14 protein-coding genes are annotated in these 22,541 nt (G+C 62.4%); 8 read left to right on the top strand and 6 right to left on the bottom strand.

All coding sequences use genetic code 11. The features are described 5' to 3' along the window. The first annotated feature begins 30 nt into the window (after nt 1-30). Complete coding sequence (locus C474_RS08905; RefSeq protein ID WP_008386011.1) at nt 31-3,078, top strand: FtsX-like permease family protein; 3,048 nt, start codon at nt 31-33, stop codon at nt 3,076-3,078. A 426-nt stretch (nt 3,079-3,504) separates the two neighbouring features. Continuing rightward, entirely contained in the window at nt 3,505-3,633 is a 129-nt protein-coding gene (locus C474_RS23315) for a hypothetical protein (protein WP_275039810.1), read from the top strand. A 132-nt stretch (nt 3,634-3,765) separates the two neighbouring features. Here the strand turns inward: C474_RS23315 and C474_RS08900 are convergent, their stop codons facing one another. Together C474_RS08900 and C474_RS08895 are read right to left on the bottom strand one after the other, a co-directional pair. Then, entirely contained in the window at nt 3,766-5,085 is a 1,320-nt protein-coding gene (locus tag C474_RS08900; RefSeq protein ID WP_152421636.1) for a hypothetical protein, read from the bottom strand. Nucleotides 5,086-5,398: 313 nt separating this feature from the next. Next, nucleotides 5,399-5,590 carry a hypothetical protein gene (locus C474_RS08895; RefSeq protein WP_008386007.1) on the bottom strand — a complete coding sequence of 64 codons (192 nt, stop codon included), beginning with the start codon at nt 5,588-5,590 and terminating at the stop codon, nt 5,399-5,401. A gap of 226 nt (nt 5,591-5,816) precedes the next feature. On the opposite strand from C474_RS08895, the gene C474_RS08890 reads away from it, so the two are divergent. From C474_RS08890 to C474_RS08880, 3 genes are all read left to right on the top strand, one after another. Then, nucleotides 5,817-7,136 (top strand): RNA-guided endonuclease InsQ/TnpB family protein, encoded by a 1,320-nt coding sequence (locus C474_RS08890; protein WP_008386005.1) that lies wholly within the window; start codon nt 5,817-5,819, stop codon nt 7,134-7,136. Between the two features lie 205 nt (nt 7,137-7,341). Then, complete coding sequence (locus tag C474_RS08885) at nt 7,342-8,259, top strand: NAD-dependent epimerase/dehydratase family protein (RefSeq protein ID WP_008386004.1); 918 nt, start codon at nt 7,342-7,344, stop codon at nt 8,257-8,259. Between the two features lie 196 nt (nt 8,260-8,455). After that, on the top strand, nt 8,456-9,871 hold the full coding sequence (locus C474_RS08880; protein WP_008386002.1) for a PAS domain-containing sensor histidine kinase: 1,416 nt from the start codon (nt 8,456-8,458) through the stop codon (nt 9,869-9,871). Between the two features lie 111 nt (nt 9,872-9,982). On the opposite strand, the gene C474_RS08875 is transcribed toward C474_RS08880, so the two are convergent. The 3 genes from C474_RS08875 to C474_RS08865 all read right to left on the bottom strand — a co-directional run bounded on the left by C474_RS08875 (nt 9,983) and on the right by C474_RS08865 (nt 15,276). Continuing rightward, nucleotides 9,983-10,663 (bottom strand): hypothetical protein, encoded by a 681-nt coding sequence (locus C474_RS08875; protein WP_152421635.1) that lies wholly within the window; start codon nt 10,661-10,663, stop codon nt 9,983-9,985. A gap of 717 nt (nt 10,664-11,380) precedes the next feature. After that, entirely contained in the window at nt 11,381-13,258 is a 1,878-nt protein-coding gene (locus C474_RS08870; RefSeq protein WP_152421634.1) for a PGF-pre-PGF domain-containing protein, read from the bottom strand. A 1,352-nt stretch (nt 13,259-14,610) separates the two neighbouring features. Next, complete coding sequence (locus C474_RS08865; RefSeq protein ID WP_152421633.1) at nt 14,611-15,276, bottom strand: hypothetical protein; 666 nt, start codon at nt 15,274-15,276, stop codon at nt 14,611-14,613. A 418-nt stretch (nt 15,277-15,694) separates the two neighbouring features. On the opposite strand from C474_RS08865, the gene C474_RS08860 reads away from it, so the two are divergent. Further along, nucleotides 15,695-16,639 (top strand): D-2-hydroxyacid dehydrogenase, encoded by a 945-nt coding sequence (locus tag C474_RS08860; protein WP_008385995.1) that lies wholly within the window; start codon nt 15,695-15,697, stop codon nt 16,637-16,639. Between the two features lie 535 nt (nt 16,640-17,174). Here C474_RS08860 and C474_RS23310 read toward each other — a convergent pair. Continuing rightward, on the bottom strand, nt 17,175-17,306 hold the full coding sequence (locus C474_RS23310) for a hypothetical protein (protein ID WP_275039809.1): 132 nt from the start codon (nt 17,304-17,306) through the stop codon (nt 17,175-17,177). Nucleotides 17,307-17,969: 663 nt separating this feature from the next. Between C474_RS23310 and C474_RS08855 the strand changes: the two genes are divergently transcribed. After that, nucleotides 17,970-20,924, top strand: a complete 2,955-nt coding sequence (locus tag C474_RS08855) for a methyl-accepting chemotaxis protein (protein ID WP_008385994.1) — start codon at nt 17,970-17,972, stop codon at nt 20,922-20,924. 233 nt (nt 20,925-21,157) lie between these two features. Next, nucleotides 21,158-22,534 carry a PAS domain-containing response regulator gene (locus tag C474_RS08850; protein WP_008385992.1) on the top strand — a complete coding sequence of 459 codons (1,377 nt, stop codon included), beginning with the start codon at nt 21,158-21,160 and terminating at the stop codon, nt 22,532-22,534. The last annotated feature ends 7 nt before the right edge of the window (nt 22,535-22,541 follow it).

Here is a 22,541-nt window from a genome sequence, read left to right as displayed (position 1 = left end):
CCCGCGGCCGGCACCGCGTCCGCGACACCGATGCGGTTTGAGTCGACGCTCGTCTCGTCGTGGTCGCGCCGGGAGTGGCTGACCGTCGCCGTCGTCGCCGTCACGACGGCCTTCCTCATCGGTTCGGTCGTCTTGCTGCTCACCGTCGGCTCCTACGTCTCGACGCTGGAGGGCGACCTAGGGAGTTCGGCGACGGTGAGGTACGACGCCTCGTACGACGACGCTCTCGCCGACGCCGACGCGAGCGCCGCCGACGAAATAGTCTTCCCCGTCACGACGGCCGAAACGGGCGACGGTGCGCGTCAGACGGTTGTCGGCGTGCCGCCGGACGCGCCGCCGCGCATCGAGAGCGCGTCGGTGGCGTGGAATCCGGCAAGCGTGCCCGCGGCGCCCGACAGTGGCTTCACCGGCCCGGTCCAGAGTTCGACGCAACAGCGCCTCGGCGGTGCCTCCGTCCAAGTGGCTCCCCACCCCGACGAACGCACCATCTTCCCGGCGGAGTGGTACGTCGGGTCGGCGGAGGCGGTAGCGTCGCTCGGGGATACGGGGGCGCTCGTCGTCGACACCGGCCGATCGGCAGCGGACGGACGGTCGACGTGGCAACGCGAGGGCGCGCCGCTCATCGCCGCGCTTCCCTTCCTCGTCGGCGGCCTCGGGCAGGTGGTTCGGACGCTCTCCATCGCGGCCGTCGGCGGCGGCCTTCTCGTCGTCGTCGTCGTCTACAGCGTCACGCGGATGTCCATCCGGGACCGACACCCCGAACTCCGCGTGGCCCGCGCGACGGGCGCCTCCCCGACCCGCCTGTTCGCCGTCCTCCTCCTTCGGGTGCTCGGGCTGACGGGGACGGGCGTCCTCCTCGGGTTCGCGCTCGGTCTCATCGCGGTGAAGGCGGTCATCAACGCGGCGACGTACGCCGGCTTCATCGTCTCCATCCAGGCGGTGATCACGGCCTCTATCTTCCGCGCCGTCGTGCTCGTCGGCGGCTTCCTCGTCGGGATGGGCCTGCTCGCGGGCGTCCTCGCCACGCTTCCCGTCGTCCGGGGCGACCCGATGGCCATCGGCCGCGACTCTCGCGGCGGTCAGTTCAGCGGACACGGTGGTGTGGGGGACGAATCGGATTCGCTCGGCGCGCGCCTTCGAGCGCTCGCCGCGGCCGTCCGCCCGACGTTCGTCGACTGGCGCGCGGCGGTGCCGACGACGACGACGCTGACCGTGTTCATGCTGGTCGTCCTCTTGGTTACGGCCATCGGCGGCGCCATCGCGCCGCTGGCGACGACCGAGAGCGGGACCGTCACCGAGGCGGGGTCGGTCCACCCGCTGAACAGTCGAATCAGCGAGGAGTACGCGCCGATGCTTCGCGACGAGGGTATCGCTGCCAGCCCGGAGGTGCTGTACGCGCAGACGATCGACGGCGACCCCTACCTCGTCCGCGGCGCGAACTTCACCGCCTTCGGGCAGGTGACGGACGCGCGACTCGTCGCTGGGCACGCCCCGCGGGCGTACGACCAGGCGGTCATCGGAGCGAGTCTCGCGAAGACGCTGAACGTCGAAGTCGGCGAGACGCTCACCCTCGGCGGGAGCGTCACGCCGGGCGTCCGGCGGGTGACCGTCGTCGGCCGCTTCTCGGGGAGCGGCATCACCGACGACCAACTCGTGTTGCCGCTGAGCACCGCGCAGACGCTGGCGACCGGGGAGGGGGAAGTTCACCTCATCCGGACGAACGGAACCGCCGAGGACTTCGAGCGACTCTCGCAGCGACCGGGCGGCCTCGCCGTGACCAGCCTCGCCGGGAACGACTCCGTACAGGTCGACGACTCGTATACGGTCACCGTCGAGGTCAGAAACTACGGCGAGGAGGCGACGACGCGGAACGTGACGGTCCGCGCCGGTAACCAAACGCGGACGCGGGCGTTCTCGCTCGCTCCCGACGAGACGGCGAGCGCCGACGTGGCCGTTACCTTCCCCGAACCAGGGACGTACACGGTTCGGGCCGACGGAACGAGCAAGCGGGTGCAGGTGTATGACCCGCGGACGCTGCAACTCCCCGAGGGGTACCCGACCCGCGCCCCGCCCGGATCGACGCTGGTCGTGCCGGCGACGACGCCGAACGAGACGCTGGTGTCGGGGGCGACGGTGACGCTCGGCGACCGGTCGCGACAGACCCGGTCGTCGGGCGGTGCGGTCATGCCCGTCCCCGCCGAACCGGGCGAGTACACGCTGACCATCGAGAAGGACGGCTACGCGAGCGAGCAACACGCGCTCGTCGTCGAGGAGGGGGCGCCACAGCGGCTCAGCGGCCGCATCGACGTCTCCCCGGAGTCGGGGTCGCAACTCACCAGACCGACCGTCACCGTCCAGGTGGGCAACCCGTGGGGGCGGCTCCTCGTCCGGAACGTCTCGCTCGTGACGCCCGGGGGGACGGAGAGGCGGACGGTCAGGCTGTCGGGCGGGGAGGTCCAGCAGATAACCGTCCCGGCGTCGGACGCAGGGCTCAACGGGACGCTCGCGCCGGGGACGTACGACCTGCGCGTCGTCTCTGACGGCGCCGTTCTCGCGACGACGACGTACGAGGTGACGGGCGACGAGCGGGTGAGTTCGACCATCGCCTTCGAGGGGGAGTACTCGCAGGGCAGCGGCATCGGCCGCGCCGTCGAGAGCGTGTTCGGCAACGTGCGCGTGCTGTTTCTCGTCATGATCGTCCTCGCCGGCGCGAGCACGGTCGGCGGGACGGCCGCCACGTTCGCGCACGCCGTCCACGCGAACCGCCGCCGCATCGGTATCTACCGCGCGACTGGCGCGAGTCGGCGGCAACTGCTCGCCGCGTTGGTGCGCGACGCGATCACGCTGGCGCTCCCGGCGACGGTCGTCGCCTTCACGGCGGCGTTCGCCTGCCTCCAGGCGCTCTCGTGGGCCGACGTGCTCGTCGTCTTCGGCATTCGACTCGGCGTTCCGCTGTCGGCGTGGCTCCTCGTCGGGTCGGGGCTGGGAGCGCTGCTTCTCGCGGTGGGAAGCGCCCTCGGCGTCGGCTACGTCTTCCTCGTCGCCGACCCCGACCGACTGCTCCGCGCGGAGCGGTAGCCCCACCTCCGTGCTGACATTCACCACACCACCGTGTCCGCTGTACTCGCGGCGCCGAGCGGTCGATTCACCGCCGGCCGATTCGTCGCTCCGTTCGACGCTCTGACGTGTAGAAACGTTACACTCCTAGTCGCGTAAAAAGGCTCTTCCGCCGGTACGCGGGCGGTTGACGGGTAAAACATCCCCCGTCGGTATCAAAAAAGTACCCCTGTCCTCGGCGAGTTTCGTTCGCTCCGCCGAATCCGATTTCACGCTCGGCCCGCGTCGCTCCAGTCGGCCGATTCGGTCGCCTTGCGGCGGCCACACCCCTCCCGGGGAGAACGTACCAGAATCGGAACACTATCGATTCCGCTCGATGGTCGCCGTTCGAGACGGGTACGATAGGCCAGAGTAAATCATATGTCCGTCTCTATAGATACTCCCTTTATGGGGAGAAAGATCCGGAAGACGCTCAGCATCGATCTGAAACTCGTCGAGCGACTCGAATCCGAAAGCGACCAATCCGAGGTAGTGGAGCGAGCGCTGGCGGAGTACTGGGGGATCGAAATCGAGTAGCACCCGCCGAACGGTCTTTGCGTCCCCGGACCGACGAACGCATCGCTCAAAAGTGTCTCGCGTCCTCCGAACCCTCCCGAAAAAGTCTCGAAACCGGACGGCCCGGCGTTCGGGCCGATTCCGACTCTCTGTTTAACTCTCGCTCTCGTTCTCGACGGTCGCGTTACCGAGTTCGACCGTGCCCGTCGTCGTCGAGAGGTTGTTCTGTCCCTTCGCCTGTCCGATGTAGATGTAGCGGTAGGTGCCCTCCTCCCAGTCGTCGCCCGTCTGGACGTCGACGGTGCCCGTCCCGTTCGTGGAGACGGCGAGGGTGCCGGAGGCGTCGAGGTACGTCTTCTCGCCCCTCATCGGCGACCCGCCTCTCGCCGGCGCCGTGCCGTTCGTCTGACCGCTCGCGTTCGCGCGGTTGATGATCCAGTCGGCGAGGCCGCGGAACGTCGTGCGACCCCGAACCGTCTCGTTGTCGACGCTCACACCGGCGACGGAGGCGTTACCGACGACTTTCGCCGTACCGTTCACGCCGACGAGCGTGCTCTGCACCGTCACCTGGTCCGCCGAGATGTTGGTGTTGAGCGGGCCGTTGACGCGGATGCGCGTGCGAGCGCTCGTGTACTGCGATTCGTTGTACAGCACGACGGCGTGGCTCACGTTCGAGTGGGTGAACGTCGAGTTGACGTCGAACGTCACCTCGTCGCCGGGCGTCGGGTTCTCCGTCGACACGGACGCGGACGCCTCGGCGGCCTGCACGAGGGCGGTGTCCATACCGAGGACGCGCGCCTTCCCGTCGACGGCGAGCGAGCCGTTTTCGACGGTGAAGCCTTCACCTTCGGTGTCCTGAACCACGAAGAACATGTACTGACCGGGGCCGCGAGCCTCGCCCTCCTCAGAGAGGTTGTACGACGTCTCGATGGCTCCCTTCTCCAGTTCGCCGAGGTCGACGAGTTCGTAGGAGACGTTGCCGGAGGCGTTCGCCTTCATCACCGAGTTCAGCGCGCCGCTCACGGAGGTCCGCGGCGTGTTCTGCAGCGTCGTCGACGCGTTCGGTCCGGCCTTCGCGACGAGCAGTTGGACCTCCTCGTCCTGGAAGGGGCGCGTCGTGATGGGGCGCCGCGACTGGAAGCTCATCTGAATCTCCTCGTCGGGATTGAACACGGCCAACTGCTGTTTGTTGAGGCGCACCTCGGCGCCCTGCCCTTGGACCGTGACCATCTGATTCTCGATGACCGTCCCGTTGCTCGCCGAGGCGTTCACTCGGAGCGGGAACAGGGCGTTCTTCCATACCGACACGGACTCCGTCGCCTTCACGAACTGCGTGTCGGGCACCTTCTCGACGGTGCCCGTGTCGTTTGCTGAAACGTCCGTTACGCCGGCGACCGGTGAGATGCAGAGAACCACGACGAGGAGCAACGCTCCTATCGCTCTCGCTACGCCATCGGTGAACAGCCTAACCATACTCGGGAGTCTCGGTCGACTGTGATAGTATTTTCGCCACGATTACACTTTTCGTCACGGAAAATACCCATTTAGCAGTAGAATGTATATCTACTATGTATATGTGTAATTAAAACCAATTCTGAGTGGACTCTCTTGAGAAATTTCATATGAATTGGACTGGGCGTTTTCGTCCGCCAGCGGCGTGCTTCTGCGGTGTCCCCGCCGTGTTCGATCCATCATTTCGACCGAGAGTCGGTCTCCAATATTCGATTATCGATATCGGACGAGTAGAGAGACAATCTCTCAAAACGGCCTATACCGAACGCTTCGATCAGGCCTTCGAACCGCCCCGCCGTTGGAAGCCGACGGCGAAGTTCCGTCCGCACCGGCCGCAGTCCGCGTCGACGACGCCATCCGGATTGTAGTCGGTGCGTTCGACGCGCGACGTCATCTCGACGGAGAACGCACCGTCGCATCCCGGGCAGGTCACGGTCAGGGCCTCGTCCGCGTTCGTGGATGTCATCGTGTGACGGACCAAGAGCCTCGATAGGGTAAACTGAACACCTCAGTGAGTAGGTCGCTCGCCTGTCGTTATAGAAATTCGAGGAGAATACCCGCGCCTTTAGGCGCGGGATGAATCCGACAACCCCTCCACAATCCACAGTCGATAGCAAGGCCAGATATTCCACCGCCTATAATCCGAATCTTCACAATAGAACCGAATATAAGCACTTATACAGACGTTCAGAATGCTGGAATTCCACCGCACTCACCGAGCGAAAATCCTCAACCACGCACAGGTAGAGGAACCGCTCGACCGGCACGGGTGGAGTACCAGCAAGCTCTGGAACGTCGCCAACTACCACTCCCGAAAAGAGTGGGACGAGACGGGCGAGATTCCCGACCACGGCGACCTCAAAAACAAGTTGAAGACCCATCAAAAGTACAAGGGACTGCATAGTCAGTCCAGTCAGCGCGTTCTGGAGGAACTCGCTGAAGCCTTCAACTCGTGGTACGAAAAGAGGAAGTCCGACGACCGTGCGAATCCGCCCGGCTACCGCAAGGAAAACTACTACGACCAAGAAGGTCGACGAGTCCACGAAGAACACCCTCGAAGCACGGTGACGTGGAAACAGAACGGCATCAAACACGACGCCAAGAACAACCGCGTTCGCCTGTCAAAGGGCGCGAACCACAAGGAACACCCGAAAGCGTGGGAATACATCCTTGTCGAATACGAAACCCGACCCGGCGTCACCATCGAAAACCTACAACAGGTCAGAGCCGTCTACGATAAGGCAAAGGGATGCTGGGAACTCCACCTCGTCTGCAAAGACGAAGTAGAGACGCCCAACGCACCCGGTGAGGAGACGGCAGGTCTCGACCTTGGCATCTGTAACTTCGCAGCGGTCGCGTACAGCACCGAGGACGCCGACCTGTACCCCGGCAACCGTCTGAAGCAGGACGGCTACTACTTCCCGAAAGAAATTGCAAAGTGCGACGATTCAGGCGGCGAACGGGCCACTCGACTCCACGCGAAGTGGTCGGAGCGTCGAACCCACTTCTTCCACAGCCTCGCTAAACACATCGTTGAACGGTGTGTCAAGAAAGAGGTGGGGAGAATCAACGTCGGTGACTTGGAGGGCGTCCGCGAGAACGACAACGGCGAGTCGAAGAACTGGGGAAAGCACGGAAATCTCGACCTGCATGGATGGGCGTTCGACCGGTTCTCGAACATCCTCGAATACAAAGCGAAGGTCGAGGGTATCGAAGTCGTAGAAGTGTCAGAACACGACACGAGCAAAACGTGTTGCGTCTGCGGTAGAGTAGACGACAGTCAGCGTGTCGAGCGGGGTCTCTATGTGTGTGAGGAACACGGTGATGCGTTCAACGCTGACGTGAATGGCGCGGAGAACATCCGTCTCGACATCAATCAAAGTAACTCCGAGTCTTCGGCCAGTTTGGACGAAGATAGGAGTACCGGCTGGTTGGCACAGCCAGCAGTCTACCTTCATAACCTCTCCCGAGGATTCCAACCTCGGACAGAAGTGGTGGACTGCAAACCTTAATATCCCAACTCAGCGGTGCGGTGCCGTGGGATTCCCGCGTCTTCAGGCGCGGGAGGATGTCAACGAGGCTTCCGGTAGCTACCTCACCTTCACGATGAGGTGCTCGTGCTCACCCCACTAGGTCGCTGGTTCCTCTCTTTGATCCAGACATACTTCCTCACCGCACCGGTACACCTTTGTCATCGACTCAGCATCTCATAATCGAATGCAGAATAAGCGAATTCTCGTGACGGGTGGTGCGGGATTCATCGGTTCTAACCTCGCCAACCGCCTCGCCGAAGACAACGACGTCATCGCCGTCGACGACCTCTATCTCGGGACGCCCGAGAATCTCTCTTCGGACGTGGAGTTCGTCGACGCGAGCGTCCTCGACGACGACCTGCCGACCGAGGACGTGGACGTGCTCTATCACCTCGCCGCGCTCTCCTCGTACAAGATGCACGAGGAGGACCCGACGACGGGCGCCCGCGTGAACATCGAGGGTTTCGTCAACGCCGTCGAACAGGCGCGCGAAGACGACTGTGACACCGTGGTCTACGCGACCACCTCCTCCATCTACGGCTCTCGCACCGAACCCTCGCCTGAGAGCATGGAGGTCATCGCGCGAACGGGGTACGAGGCGTCGAAACTCGCCCGCGAGCGCTACGCCGAGTACTTCCATCACCACTACGATATGTCGCTCGCCGGCATGCGGTTCTTCTCGGTGTACCAGGGCTTCGGCGGCGCCGAGGAGCACAAAGGCGAGTACGCCAACACCGTCGCGCAGTTCGCTCACAAGATCGCCAACGGCGAGCGACCCGAACTGTTCGGCGACGGCTCACAGACCCGCGACTTCACGCACGTCGACGATATCGTCCGTGGACTGGTGCTGGCCGCCGAACACCAACTACAGGGCATCTACAACCTCGGGACGAGCGAGAGCTATTCGTTCAACGAGATGGTCTCGATGATCAACGACGCGCTGGGAACGGACGTCGAACCCGCTTACATCGAGAACCCCTTCGAGGTGTACGTCCACGACACGATGGCGGACTACACGAAGATGCACGAGGCGACCGGATGGGAACCCGAGGTGTCGTTCAAGGAGGGCGTCGAGCGGGTGTGCGAGCCCTATCTGCAGTAACAACCAATAAATTGACATAAGCCCGTCCTCTCGTCTCTCAGTTTGAGACGGAACACCGGTCCTGCGTGCGCGATTCACTCGCGTCCGACGGCTCTGCCCGCACGAACTGGCGATGATTATGTCATAGGAAATAGACACTTTCAAAGAACATGATTGGTAAGAAGATTAATATGTATTGCTATCCAACGTCTGCTCGATGGATCTCGACGTTCTCCTGGATTACACCCAAGACAAAATTATCGTCATCGACGAGGATGCGACCATCCTCTACGCGAACGATGCGGTCTCTCGACTCTTGGGCTGGGAAACGGGCGAGTTAATCGGCGCGAACGCCCTCGCGTACGTCCACTCGGACGACCTCGATGCCGTCTGCGCCGTCTTTCGGCGAGCGATCAACAGCGAGACGCTCACCGACGTGACCGTCGAGTACCGCTATCGAACCGCGGACGGCTCGTGGGTCTGGTTCGAGAGCCGAATGTCGAACGCGACCTGCGACCAACTCGACGGTTACGTCGTGAGTTCGCGCGATATCAGCGACCGGGTCGAGGCCGAGCGTCAACATCGGGAACTCACCGCTCGCGTACAGGAAATCTCGTCGGTGACCGACGAGGTGCTGTGGATGTTCACCGGGGATTTCTCCGAACTCCTGTTCGTCAACTCGGCCTACGAGGCCGTCTACGGACAGTCGGTCGAAGAACTCGAAGGGGATGCGAGCGCCTTCTTGGAAACGGTGCATCCGGACGACGTCCCGGCGGTCGAACGCGCGATAACTCGCCTCACCGGCGGCGAGTCCGCCGACCTGGAGTACCGGGTGAACCCGAAGCGAAACTACGGCGTGTGGGTGTGGGTGCAAGCGCAACCGATACTCGAAGGCGGAGAGGTCGTCCGCATCAGCGGCTTCACCCGAGAGGTGACCGACCGACATCGGCGGGAGCGACAGCTTTCGGTGATGGACAACCTGCTTCGCCACAACCTCCGAAACGCGCTCAACGTCATCTTGGGGTACGCCGACCTCATCGACGAGACGACGTGCGACACCGTACATCTGACCGACACGATTCGCACCGCCAGCGAGCAACTGCTCCAGAGCGCGGAGAAAGAGCGCGAGGTCGTCGATATCTTGAACCGGGAGACCACGTCGGACTCGGTCGACCTGACGGCCGTCACCAGCGCCGAAATCGAGCGGACCGAACGGCGGTTTCCCCACGCAGACATCGATTCCTCGCTGCCCGACAGCGCGGTCGTCTACGCGCTGAGTAACCTCCGACTCGCGGTCTCGGAACTCCTCGAAAACGCTATCGTGCACAGCGAACGCGACCGACCGTCGATCGCCGTGTCCGTCCGGGAGGTTCGAGACGGGATCGAACTCCGCGTCGAAGACGACGCGCCCCCGATACCCGACATCGAGGCGCACGTACTCAGGGACCCGCACGCGATGACGAACGTGTTTCACAGCACCGGTCTCGGACTCTGGCTCATCTACTGGATCGTCGAACTCTCCGACGGGGACATCTCGCTCGATTCGACGACCGACGGGAATCGGATCCGCATTCGCTTTCCCCGCGCTCAGACGGTCGTCGAAAGCGCTCCGACGCCGATGCGTCAGCCGTGATTGCTGTCCTCGGACGGCCGTATCGGACGACGCCGAGTCGTATTCTGTTCTTCGCGGAATGAGTCGCTAAGCCCGCTTTCTCAACGAACGTGTACGGCTGGAACGTCCGGCTCAGTCGAACTTGGCTTCGAGCACTCGGAACGCGACGTACGGGACGAGATAGCCCAACGAGTACCCGAGAAAGTGAAGGAAGACGTTGATGATGACGCGCCCGCCGTACCCGCTGGACGGAAAGCCGGCGACGATGACGAGCACGAACAGCGCACCTCCGAACGGCACCAACGGCGGAACCGTCCCGACGAGCGAACGCGTTCGCGGTCTCGGACGCCGAACCACCGGCCGCACACAGGTTCCGACCGCCAGAACGCTGCCGGCGCCGATGGCGGTGAGCCAGTCGCCGGTAGGGGGTGTCACTCCCAGCGGGGCCGACATCCGAAGCACGATAACCGCCGTACCGACGAAGAACACGGCCGGCAGGAAGGTCCTCGCGGTCCGCGTCGGCGCCGGGCGGTCCGCTTCGATTCGGTCGGCGAGCGCGTGGGGGAGATAGCCGACGAAGGCGAAGTTGATGCCGGAGAACCCCGTTCCGATCCGGGGTCGCGGGAACAGCATGTTCAGCGACGATAGCACGAACGGAAACACGAGGAGTATCGTGAACGCGACGACGTAGAACCGCCGGCGCCGACCGCTCCGGATGCTCGCCAGTAGCGCGGGCGAGACCACGAGCAAGAAGACGAGGAGGTTCGACAGGAGCGACGACGCCTGCAGATGAACGAAGTGCGAAGCGTACATGGTGAGCGCCGTCGGCCGCGCGTACGAGAGTGCGAGCCCCTGTCGAACCGATACCGGAAGCAGAAAGACTGCGAGCAGAACGCACGGAACGGCGAGAAGGAACACGACGTCCGCCGGACGAACGCGTTCTTCCAGCTGAGAATCGGAACCCACCGTCCCGGTGGCGGCGTCGCTCACCTCACGAAAGCTCCCGTTATGCTGCCGTATCGCTGGCTTCACGACCGTATCTCCGACCGGACGCTTTTGTATTCTATGTCTCAGATATCAGAATTGATAATAATGTGTGGGGCCGGGGCCAGAATTCTCCCGAAAAAGCGCTCAAACTGCCGCCAACCCAGGTTTACGGTATTCTGATAGAAGACGATTGAGAAATCTGAAATGATATCGGGGATCGAAGAACATCGTAAAATCCGATATCTCCCGACCAAGCGAGCCGTACGGTACATATTCACGCGAGATAATCGGCGTCCGGCACGCACGGAGGCGCGGCGTGGCCGAACAACCGGACTACGAGGCGCGGTCGCACAAAACGCCTGAGACTGAAACCGGAGTGGCGACGACTCGCTCGCGGGGAACGCGCTGTGACACGGCCGCGAGAAACAGTCGGAAGAACCGAATCCCCGTTATCGATTGCGGGAGAATCGCTCCCGAGTCCGACCGGCGACGGGCCGGGAGTCCTCGGGGGCGGACCGCCCACCTGACCGGGTGCGTCGAGCGCTACTGGGTGCCTCGGTAGATGTAGAAGCCGCCCAAGACGGCGAACAGCGCGATTGCACCGATCAGGATGGTGTCGAAGCCACCCTCCTCTTGAATCGGACCGTCGCCCAGTCCGCCCTCGGGCGTCTCGGCGTCCGCCGATTCGTTTCCGGTCTCGGGTTCCGATACCTCGTCGTCGCCGGACGTCGCATCATCCGGGCCCGCTCCGTCCCCGTCCGAACTGGACGACGCGTCCGCCGTACCGATCGCGAACAGCGAGAATCCCGGCGTCGTCGCTTCGAGGGTGACGACGGCTCCTTCCGTCGAGACGACGGTCGTCTCTAAGGCCGACCACTCTCCGTCGTGGTAGTGGTAGACGACGAGTTGGTCCGGGGCGACGTCGTCCAGCGTCTCGGTGTCGACGGCGAACTGGAGCGTCGCTTCGCCTTCGGTTCGGTCCCGGGGGACCGTTATGTCGACGTATCTGAATCCCTTCGCGTTCGGGATCGCCGGGACCGAATCGGGCCGGACGTCCAGTTCGCGAGCCGTGACGGAACCGCCGGTGCCGCCGGCGCGGAAGCCGACGCGGAGCGCCGTGATCGCCGTACCGACCTTGAGGTCGGCCCGTCCGTCGGTGATGTCGCCCGTACTGGGCGCCGCGGGCTTCTGCTTTGCGGGGGGCGCGTTTCCGCTGCTACTACCGCCGCCGTTTCCGCCACCGCTCGCTCCGTTCGACTCGTCCTCTCGGGGGTCGTCGACTCCGAGTCGGACCGTCCCGGTCGTCGTCGAGAGGTTGTTCTGGCCCCGCGCCTGGGCGAGATAGACGTACCGGTACGTCCCGTCGGCCCAGCCGTCTTCCGTCTGGACGGTGACCGTCGTCGCGCCGTCCTCGGAGGAGACCGCGGTCACGGAGGCGTCGAGCCACGTACCGGTCGTCTGCCCGGGCGTGTCGGTGGACTCTGCCGAACTGTCCGACCGGTCGACGAGCCAGTCGGCGACACCGCCGACCTGCGTCTCTCCCTGCACCACCCCGTCACCGAGCGTCACGCCGCCGATTCTCGCCGTTCCCGCCACGTTCCGCGTTCCGTTGACGCCGACGATCGTACTCGTGGCGGTCACTTGGTCCGCCGAGAGCGTCTCGTTCATCGGCCCGCTCACGGTGAGACGGGTCCAGCTATCGGCGTACTGCGATTCGTTGTACAGCACGACGGCGTGGCTCACGTTCGAGTGGGTGAACGTCGAGTCGACGTCGAACGTCACCTCGTCGCCGGGCGTCGGGTTCTCCGTCGACACGGACGCGGACGCCTCGGCGGCCTGCACGAGGGCGATATCCGCCCCGAGAACGCGCGCCTTCCCGTCGACGGAGAGGGAGCCGTCTTCGACGGTGAAGCCTTCGCCCTCCGTCGTCTGGACGATGAAGAACGCGTACTGGCCGGGTCCGCGGGCGGGCCCGGACGCGGAGACGTCGTACGAGGTGGTGGTCGCCCCGTCCTGAAGGCGCCCGAGGTCCTGTCGCTCGAAGGTGACGTTCTCGGACCGCTCGGCGTCCGTCAGCGTTTCGAGGAGGCCGTTCGTCGAGAGGTTCGACCCCGACAGGAGGGAGGAGGCGTTCGGTCCGGTCTTGGCGACGAGCAGTTGCACCTCCGCGTCCTCGAACGCCTCCGTCGTAATCGGCGCGCGGGATTTGAAGCTCATCCGAATCTCCTCGTCGGGATTGAACACGGCTAACCGCTGTTTGTTGAGTCGTACCTCGGTGCTCTGTTCTTCGGCGAGAACGGTCATTCGTTGGTTCTCGACGACCGTGCCGCTACTCGACGCCGCGTCTACGCGGAGCGGAAACGGCGCGTTCCGCCACACCGACACCGAATCCGACGCCGCGATGAACTGCGAGTCCGCCACGTCGCCGACCGTCCCCGAGGATAACCCGGTGGACGTTATCGCCGCGCTTGGCGAGACGCACATCATTACGACCAGTGTGACGGTGACGGCGGCTCGAACACCCCCTCGAGATGAAAACTCATCCATAGTATGTTCTTATAGAATAGTGTCATGGTATTTGGAACTGTTGTATCATACCTATTAATGAGAACTTCTTCGCTGGCTGACTATCGTACGTATTTCGGTCCCGATTGCTCGCTCTGGAGTCCGCTTTTCTCCCCCGTTGGTTTTTCTCGTGTGGACGGTCCTCGATTCGGTCGGTGGCGTCACGGCCGGTCGAAGGGCGCTCCCGTCGTTCTGTGGGCGCTGCGAAAGAGAGCCACGCCGTTGACCTCACTCCACCTGTCAGGGCGGGCAGTCTCGTCGTCCTTGAGCGAGCGTATTTTTAGCTGAATCGAGGCGCTAAGCCCCCTTCCTCAACGAGTGCCGAAGGCACGAGTAGGGAGGGGATACAGCGTTGACGAGACGTTCCGTGTCTCGTCCGCACACGAGAGCTTTGCTCTCGTGAACGCCGCAAAGTTTGTTTGCACGTTCATCGGTACGTTTACTACCCACACGGTCGAACGTGGTAGTACGATTCTCACCACGCCTCCGACGGTGTTCAAGCGCGACAAAAAGCGCGCACCGTCGATTGTGGCCGAGTGTCCATTTGGTAGAGTGGGACACTCCGAACCACCCGTAAAGGGAAATCGCCTGCGGAGTCTGGAGTCCCTGTGCCCACGTCGGGTATAAATTCCGACACAGAAACAGGAAGCCCTGTCCTCAACAAGCGAGGGGCGGGTAGCCCCGAGCGCGGTAGGGCAGGGTAGTTCACACTCTGTTGAAATCCTCTTATAGAGATTCAAGGAGAATACTGGTGGCTAAAGCCACCAGATGAATCCGACAATTTAAGTCACAAACCATCGTATCACGCACTGTACGTGGAGAACTGGCAGTTGACTCGGTGTTTGCCATGACCTGCAGTCAAAATCAAAACGTAAGCCGACCACGCCCACAGTCGTTAAACAATCAGGTAACTCGAAGCCCCTACGGGGTACGAGTAACGGCTTCGTGGCAAAGCCACTGGCTGACTGTCCAGCAAACCTTAAACTCCCAACCTTCCGGATTGACCTGCCCGGCCAACACCGGGTGGGAGGCCCGCGTCTTTAGGCGCGGGAGGATGTCACTAAGATATACTCTCGCCTGAACCGACTGGTCGCTGAAGAGTGCGAACTGGTTACTGGAATTTCTACCAACTTCAGATGATGTTCAGAGCTCCGTGCAAGATGCAGGGGGCGTATCCATCAACACGAGACGTGGTTTTCGAGAGGCGTTCAGCGAGTTTCCATCCTCAGATACAGTAGAAGTATGGCGATTAGATACAGAGTCATCCCTCCGACGACACCCCACGTGAGGACGTTCGACGGATCGAAGTTCGCCCAGGCACGGACGACACCGATCAGCACCAACGTGAATCCGAGTATCTGACTTTGGACCAGTATTCGTGTGGCGCTCCAGCGTGGATCGAGTACGACGACACCGTTGACGACGCCAAAGAGCGCAAACCATCCCGCCAGAATTTGCGCCGTGAAAGGGGAGACTGTCCACGGCCACACATCAATCATGAGTTGCGGAGCGAGAAACAGGCCGAGAGCACTGACTGTGAGGAGAACTCCGATACCACCGCTAAGCACCCGCACTGCTCGTGGGAGGTGGGGCCCATTGCCTGTCAGTTCCACAGGATTGGTCCGTCGATTGAGCGCCCAAACCGCTGGAATGAGTATGGGAGTGAGTGCGTAGAGAAATACCCAGAGGTCGAACGTGAAGTGACGGTGGTTGAAATTTTCCCAGTGGAGGACGGTGGCGATAGCCATCAGCCACGTGAAGGTCGCGATTCCGAGAAAGACAGACGAAACCCTGTGCCACTCCTCGACAGTAGAAACTCGGTAGAAGAAGTACACACCGGCTCCATAGCCTGCGCCCATGATGATAGGCGTCATTTCGGGCCGAATGGTCCAGGCGAAGTATCTCGTGGTCTGATCGGGTAGTCCGTAGAGGACTAGAAATGCCGCGGCTAGAAACGGCATAATGAAGCGCGCGACCCATCGTGTGATCGGAAGGACTTGACCGTCACGGGTGGAGGTATCTATCCATCCTCGAAGATTTCCATGTACTTTGGTCATTGTTATCACGTATGTCACGTAGCCATTCTGCGTACGAGAGTATATGCGTTCCCTCCCATTTGGTGGATGTATCCTCTGTATCTCGCGGGTATCCTGCCAGTTAGGGGGAGGTCGTCGTTTCTCGCGCTCTGTCTTTGACCTGTCTTGAGCGATTGAGAGTATAAAAATACCAACTTCTGGTGAATTCAACAAAGCCTATTTTTACTATCCTTACTGCCGAAGACCGTCTCGACAGATGCCGACAGCCGTTATCTATCACGATACGCCGATCGCGAGCACCGTCGAGGACCTGACCGACGATCCGACCGTCGTCGCAGCCGAGTCCGATGCGGACGTCCGCGACCACCTCGCCGACGCCGACATCTTCGTGACGAATCCGAACCACTGGCGGGACGACTTTCTGGACTCGCTTTCGGCGGGAACGTGGATACAGTCGACGAGCATCGGCTACGATGCCTTTCCGGTCGACGAGTTCGCCGACCGCGACGTGACGTTCACCAACGCGGAGACGCTCCACGACACGGTGGTGAGCGAACACGCGTTTGCCCTCATGTTCGCGCTCTCGCGACGACTCGGTCCGGTCCTCGACAACCAGCGTCGACGCGACTGGGACCGAAGCGTCGGCGCGGAGATGTGGCTCTGGGAGGGGACGCAGATGACCGTCTTCGGACTCGGGAACATCGGCGAGTCCATCGCGCGTCGAGCGCGTGCGTTCGGCTTCGAGGTGTTCGGCGTCAAACGGACGCCGTCGATATACTCCGGCGTACTCACCGGGGACCGCGTCGTCGCCACCGAGCAGTTCCACGAGCTACTACCCGAGACCGATCTGCTCGTACTGACGGTCCCGCTCACCGACGAAACGCACCACGCCATCGACGCGAGCGTCTTCTCCGCGCTTCCCGACTCGGCCGTCGTCGTCAACGTCGCGCGGGGACCGGTCGTCGACCAGGACGCACTCCTCGCCGCCCTCGAAACGGGGGAGCTACGGGGCGCCGGGTTGGACGTGTTCGAGGACGAACCCCTCCCACGCGACTCTCCGCTGTGGGAGCGCGACGACACCGTCGTGACGCCGCACGTCGGCGGCCGCTCGGAGGACTTCGCGATTCGCTTCGCGCGGCTGTTCCTGGACAACTATCGGCGGTGGAGGGACGGCGAGTCGCTGGCCAATCGAATCGTCTGATTTTCTCCCTATTCGCTCACGATGGGCCGCAGACAACCGGGTGCGAAGACCGTCACTCACTCCCGCTATCTCGGTGCGCGCCCCTCCGATTGAGCGTTACACCGGCACGACGTCGCTACATTCGCGCTACGGGACGGTACACCCACTGCAAGAGCGGACGATGCGAGGCCGGCGGCGGCGTTCGGGTCTCCGCTGGACGACGACGCGGCGATGAACGTCCAGGAACCGAAACGGACGAGGAGCGTCGTCACGGCGACGACGGGGAGCAAGACGGTGCCGTACCCACGATACCGGGCCCGCAAGGACAAACGCGACCCACAGAGATAGCCTCGAAAGGAGAACCGAGCCGAGGAGTCCGCCGAGAGAGCTGAGAACGGTCCCGACGACACCGAAGACGGCCGCTTCGTTGACGGCGTCAACACGAGCCAGATTCACGTGCAAAAGCGAGTAATCCAAGCACCATCTGGATTGTGTGGATCTCCGACCGACTTCACCGCTATCGAGCGACTCTCTCAGTAGCCGAATCTCCCTTATCTCACCCTCCGTGGAGCCGCTCTCGTAGCCCCTGTAGCGCCGACGTGACGAGCAACCACAGGGTGTAGCCGACCGAGACGGCGACCCCATGTGCCGAAACCGTTCCGCCGTACTGTTTCGTATCTGTCTTCATTCTATGTACAACCATTATGCTTACCGCATAACACTATTTGCCCACTGAATCCGCTTAACGCTCAGTTTAGACCGTCTGTCGGTGGTGCTTCTGAACGGGTCCTCGAGGCGGCCTGTTCCCCGTGTGTGGGGGAGACGGGCGCGCTGACGAGTCGAGGCATACGAGCGCTGGGGTTCAGTACCCTATGAGATGACGCGTTCGGGGTGGTTGTCCCGAGAGAACTCCACGGACGGGAGCACGGACCAACTCTCGCACGTCTCTCACACGCACGCTGTGAGACCACCCACCGCACAGACGGCGTCGTTATCCCCCCGGGATTGAGCAGGGATTCACGGGCCATCTGTTATACCGTCTCAAGTAGCGACGGGGCATAGTTGCACGAACTGATACGCTCGAAGGGGTCTTTCACACGTGTCGCTCGGCAGCGGACCGCCCAGTACAGTCGCTCTGCGACTAGTTCTCCACAACGCTATTATCGGCTAGTACGTCAGATATCACCTTCGATAACTCCGGGCGAGAGTTTATAAAGGATATTTTTGACAGAGATATTAGTGACTATCTCACTCCGGATACGGCGGTACGGCTCTCCTCAACGAAGTGCAGGAGTACGACCACGGTCCGTAGCAGGACGTTCGGGGGGGAGGATAGTCTGTTCACTCTATTATGGATATTAATCGCAAGCTCATCGCGTTGTGTCTCGCTATCTCGCTGATTCCGGTGTCGACTGTGGGCGTCGTCGGGGTTGTCGAGATGCAACAGATCGGGTCGGCCGCAGAGACGCAGAGCGCAATTCACATGGAACAGCAAGTCACGGGCGAACTGAACAACACCGTTTCCGCTCGCCAAGCGGGCATCCAGAACGTGCTTGACGCGCGTCGCGTCGATACCCGGTCGCTCGCGGCTTCGTCTCCGATTCAGAACTACCAGGCCGCCAGAAACGGCCAGTGGCGACTCGTCCAAGAGCAGAGTCGAGAGCAACTCGGCCACACAGCGTTGCAGATGCGGAGTACGGTCGAAACCACGAAACAGACGATTCTCGAAAACGAGTACGACGGGCGAGCGTGGGAGGACCTCTCGGCGACTGAGCAACGGCGGGTCGAGGACCAAATCGAACGCATCCTCGTCGGCACGAGCGGGAACGGCACAACCGCGTCGGGGACTGCGACCGAGATGTTTCACCCCGGCTACATCGGCAACACCGGGTACGCCTACGTCGTCGATAAGGACTCGAACATCGTCATGCACCACAGTCTCGCAGACGGGTTCAACCTGCAGGACGACGCCGGCTTGACCGTGTTCGCGGACGTCGAATCCACCATCGAAACCGACGAGGCAGTTCGGAGTGGAGAGACGTGGGGGATTGCGGAATACAACTGGGAAGACACCACTCAGGAGGGCAACCCCGTCGAGGAAAAGTTCGTCGCGTACACCTACGACGAGGACCTCGACTGGGTGCTCGCGCCGAGCGTCTACTACTACGAACTCCAGACCACGGCGCAGGAGAGCGCGAAAGACCGCATCAACGACTCCTTCGAGAGCTACCTCCAGACGCGGTCGGTGTCGGTGAACGCCGAGGAGCGACGCGCGTACGACGAAATCATCCTCACGACCGAAACCGGGCAGGGTGTCGTCAGAACCGACCGGGCCGGAGAGACGGTCGAAACGACCTCGGTCTCGGACCAGTCGTACGCTGATGAACCGTGGTTCACGGCGAGTACGGAACTCGACGAAGGCGAGGTGTACGTCGGGGATGTCCACGCCCACGACGGAAAACGGGTTGTGTACCTCGCGTCACCGGTCTACCAGAACGGCCAGTTCGCCGGGACGGTCGCGCTCCGGTTCGACTTCGATATCCTCGCAGCGCTGACGAACGACGTGACGGTCGGCGAATCGGGATATCTGAGTATCGTTAATCAGGACGGCGCCATCCTGAGTCACCCGAACGCCTCGGTCGTCGACGCCGGGAGCAAAATCACGGACGAGTCGTACGCTGGCGGACTGGCGACCATCGCTCAGAACAGCATCACGACGGGCGACGACGGCCTCGATACGTACGCGACGACCGACTCGGACGGGACCGAGAACACGTACTACGTCGGGTACGCGCCGCTGCAGTTCGGGAACAAGCAACTGTCGCTCCTCGCAACCGTCCCCGAGGAAGACGTCACCGCACCCGCCGCGGCGCTCGGGGCGTCGCTACGCCAGAAAACGGCCTCCGCACGGAACATCTTCATCGGCCTCATCCTCGTCGCCGGACTCGTCGTGACGGGCGTGGGGTATCGCGGGGCGCAGTACTTCTCCGAACCCATCGTGAAACTTCGCGACCAGGCGACCGAACTCGCCGCCGGGCGATTCGACCAGACCACCCCGATAGAGGCGACCGACGACGAACTCGGTGAACTCGTCGTGGCGTTCGAGTCGATGCGCGAGAACCTCCGCCAGCAAGTCACCGAACTCCGCACGGTGAGTCAAGAACTCGGAGACGGGAATCTGGACCAGGATATCCGGACCGACCTGCCCGGGGAGTTCGGCGCGATCATGACGGACCTCGAAGACGGTATCGAGCGTATCCGTCAGAGCCTCGTGGAGGTTCACGGCGTCGCCGACGAGTTCGCGGAGATCAGTAACGAGACGGCGTCGAGTGCGGAAGAAATCGAGTCCGCGAGTCAGGCGACGGCGGAATCGGTCGAGGAAATCGCGCACGGCGCGGCACAGCAGACCGAACAACTGCAGTCGGCATCGAGCGAGATGAACACCCTCTCGGCGACTATCGAGGAGGTAGCGGCGTCGGCCGACGGCGTCGTGAAGACGGCAAACGAGGCGTCGTCCCTCGCTGACCAAGGTCGCGAACAGGCCGCCGAGGCGACCGAGGAGATTTCGGCGATCGAGACGGAGGCGGTCGCGGCCGTCGAGCAGGTCGAAGGGCTCGAAGAGCGGATGGCGGAGATCAACGACATCGTCCAACTCATCACGGACATCACCGAACAGACGAATCTGTTGGCGCTGAATGCGTCTATCGAAGCGGCGCGAGCCGGTGACGTCGGAAAGGGCTTCGCGGTGGTCGCGAACGAAATCAAGCAACTCGCGAACGAAGTCGAGGACGCCACTGAGGACGTTGAAGCGCTAATCTCGGAGGTTCAGGCGGATACGGGCGCGACGGTGAACGATATGCAGGCGATGCGCGAGCGCGTGCAGTCGGGGACGGAGACCATCGAAGGCGCTATCGAGATGTTCGACGACATCGCGGACGCGAGCGAGCGAGCCGAGTACGGCGTTCGCGAGATTTCTGACTCGACGGAGAGTCAGGCGGCGTCGACGGAAGAGGTGGTGGCGATGGTCGACGAAGTCTCGAGCGTGAGCGAGGAGATGACGTCGCAGGCCAGCAACGTGTCGGCGGCCACCGAGGAACAGACGGCGTCGATAAACGAAGTCGCACGGAACGTCCAGACGGTGTCTGCGTCCGCGCAGTCCTTACAGGAACTCGTCGACGAGTTCGACGTCGGCGCCGCTACCGGTACCGACGGGACCACTGCCGGAACCAGCGGGGCCGCAGCAGCGGCCGAATCGTCGAACGAGGGCGTGGGTCGGGAGGAATCGACGACACCGACGTTGGACTAACTCTCCGCGACGCGGCTTCTCGATTTTCCGGGACGGGAGTGCCCTTCCGAATCGCGGAACCGGCGTTCACGAACCCTACCGCTTCACGCCACCGGGAGTCACACCCACTACGTTTTAAGCACGAGTGGACTTCCTAGGTGAGTAGAAGCCACCTCGGCATCTCGCCTCTCTCTATGACCTCAGATTCGCCTATCCGTGTTCTCCACGTCGATGATGAACCAGGGTTCGCAGACATGGTCTCGAAGTTCCTCGAACGCGAAAATCCCCGACTGCACGTTCAGACGGCGTCGAGCGCCGCAGCGGGAGTCGACCGTCTCGAAGAAGCGAACTTCGACTGTGTCGTCTCCGACTACGATATGCCCGGAACGAACGGCCTCCAGTTCCTCCACGACGTTCGTGAGGCGAATCCGGATCTGCCGTTCATCTTGTTCACGGGTAAGGGAAGCGAGGAAATCGCCAGCGATGCGATCTCCGCCGGCATAACCGACTACCTCCAGAAGGAGGGCGGGAGCAGCCAGTACGCGCTCCTTGCGCACCGGATCACGAACGCCGTATCACAGTACCGCACCCAGCGTGAGATTGAGACGAGCCAAGAGCGCCTCTCGCTGTTTTTCGAACGGTCCCCGCTCGGGGTCATCGAATGGAACGAGAACCTCGAAATCACGCGAATCAACGACACCGGCGAGAACATCCTCGGCTACGAGGAGGACGAACTGATCGGGAGTTCCTGGCGACGACTCGTTCCCGAACCTGAGCAAGACGCCGCCGCCGAGTTCTTCTCGGAGGTCGCGACCGGGTCGGACGCCTCCGATAACGACCGGAAAACGGTCACGAAACGCGGTGAACGCATCATCGCCGAGTGGCACCACCGCGTCATCAGAAACGACCTCGGCGACGTGGTGACGACGTTCTCGCAGTTTCAGGATATCACCGAACGGGTGGAGCGACGACAGCAGCTCGCACGGGAGCGAGCGTTCACCGAACAGGCACTCGACACGTTGGATGACCTGTTCTACGTCGTCGATGCGGATGGGAAGCTAAAACGATGGAACGAACGGCTTGCGCGGGAAACCGGTTACTCGGACGAGGAGTTGGCCGGACGAGACGTGCTCGAGTTCTTCCCCGAAGACCAGCGCTCGGTCGTGACCGATGCGGTCGCGGAAACGATAGACACGGGAACCGCGACGATCGAGGCCGACGTCCTCACTGCGGATCGCGGGAGGGTTCCGTACGAGTTGACTGGCAAACGACTGACCGACCCACCGGACGACCTCCTCGGACTCGTCGGCATCGGTCGTGACCTGTCCGAACGGAAAGAACGCGAACGCGAACTCGAATTCGCCCGGGATCTGTTGGAGAAAACGGAGCGGATCGCGGATGTCGGCGGCTGGCAAATCGACGTAGAGACGGACGAGGTCTTCTGGTCCGACCACCTGTTCGAGATGCTCGGGATAGACGGCGACGAGGCGCCCCCGCTCGACGAAGCGCTTGACGTCTACGTCGAAGCGGACCGATCGGTCGTCGAGAAGGCGATCGAGGACGCGATCGCTGCCGGCGATCCGTTCGACGTGGAAGCTCGGTTCGACCGGTCCGACGGCGATGTTCGGTGATTCCGGA

It is taken from the genome of Halogeometricum pallidum JCM 14848 (assembly GCF_000337095.1).
Taxonomy (GTDB): Archaea; Halobacteriota; Halobacteria; order Halobacteriales; family Haloferacaceae; genus Halogeometricum; species Halogeometricum pallidum.
Note: the sequence above shows the minus strand (reverse complement) of the source record. Positions and strands in the feature narration are given on the sequence as shown.

Bases quoted from the DNA above. Each gene is read 5' to 3' on its own strand.
- C474_RS08905 (WP_008386011.1), top strand. From the start codon at position 31: ATGCGGTTTGAGTCGACGCTCGTCTCGTCGTGGTCGCGCCGGGAGTGG.
- C474_RS23315 (WP_275039810.1), top strand. From the start codon at position 3,505: ATGGGGAGAAAGATCCGGAAGACGCTCAGCATCGATCTGAAACTCGTC.
- C474_RS08900 (WP_152421636.1), bottom strand. From the start codon at position 5,085: ATGGTTAGGCTGTTCACCGATGGCGTAGCGAGAGCGATAGGAGCGTTG.
- C474_RS08895 (WP_008386007.1), bottom strand. From the start codon at position 5,590: ATGACATCCACGAACGCGGACGAGGCCCTGACCGTGACCTGCCCGGGA.
- C474_RS08890 (WP_008386005.1), top strand. From the start codon at position 5,817: ATGCTGGAATTCCACCGCACTCACCGAGCGAAAATCCTCAACCACGCA.
- C474_RS08885 (WP_008386004.1), top strand. From the start codon at position 7,342: ATGCAGAATAAGCGAATTCTCGTGACGGGTGGTGCGGGATTCATCGGT.
- C474_RS08880 (WP_008386002.1), top strand. From the start codon at position 8,456: ATGGATCTCGACGTTCTCCTGGATTACACCCAAGACAAAATTATCGTC.
- C474_RS08875 (WP_152421635.1), bottom strand. From the start codon at position 10,663: ATGTACGCTTCGCACTTCGTTCATCTGCAGGCGTCGTCGCTCCTGTCG.
- C474_RS08865 (WP_152421633.1), bottom strand. From the start codon at position 15,276: ATGACGCCTATCATCATGGGCGCAGGCTATGGAGCCGGTGTGTACTTC.
- C474_RS08860 (WP_008385995.1), top strand. From the start codon at position 15,695: ATGCCGACAGCCGTTATCTATCACGATACGCCGATCGCGAGCACCGTC.
- C474_RS23310 (WP_275039809.1), bottom strand. From the start codon at position 17,306: ATGAAGACAGATACGAAACAGTACGGCGGAACGGTTTCGGCACATGGG.
- C474_RS08855 (WP_008385994.1), top strand. From the start codon at position 17,970: ATGGATATTAATCGCAAGCTCATCGCGTTGTGTCTCGCTATCTCGCTG.
- C474_RS08850 (WP_008385992.1), top strand. From the start codon at position 21,158: ATGGTCTCGAAGTTCCTCGAACGCGAAAATCCCCGACTGCACGTTCAG.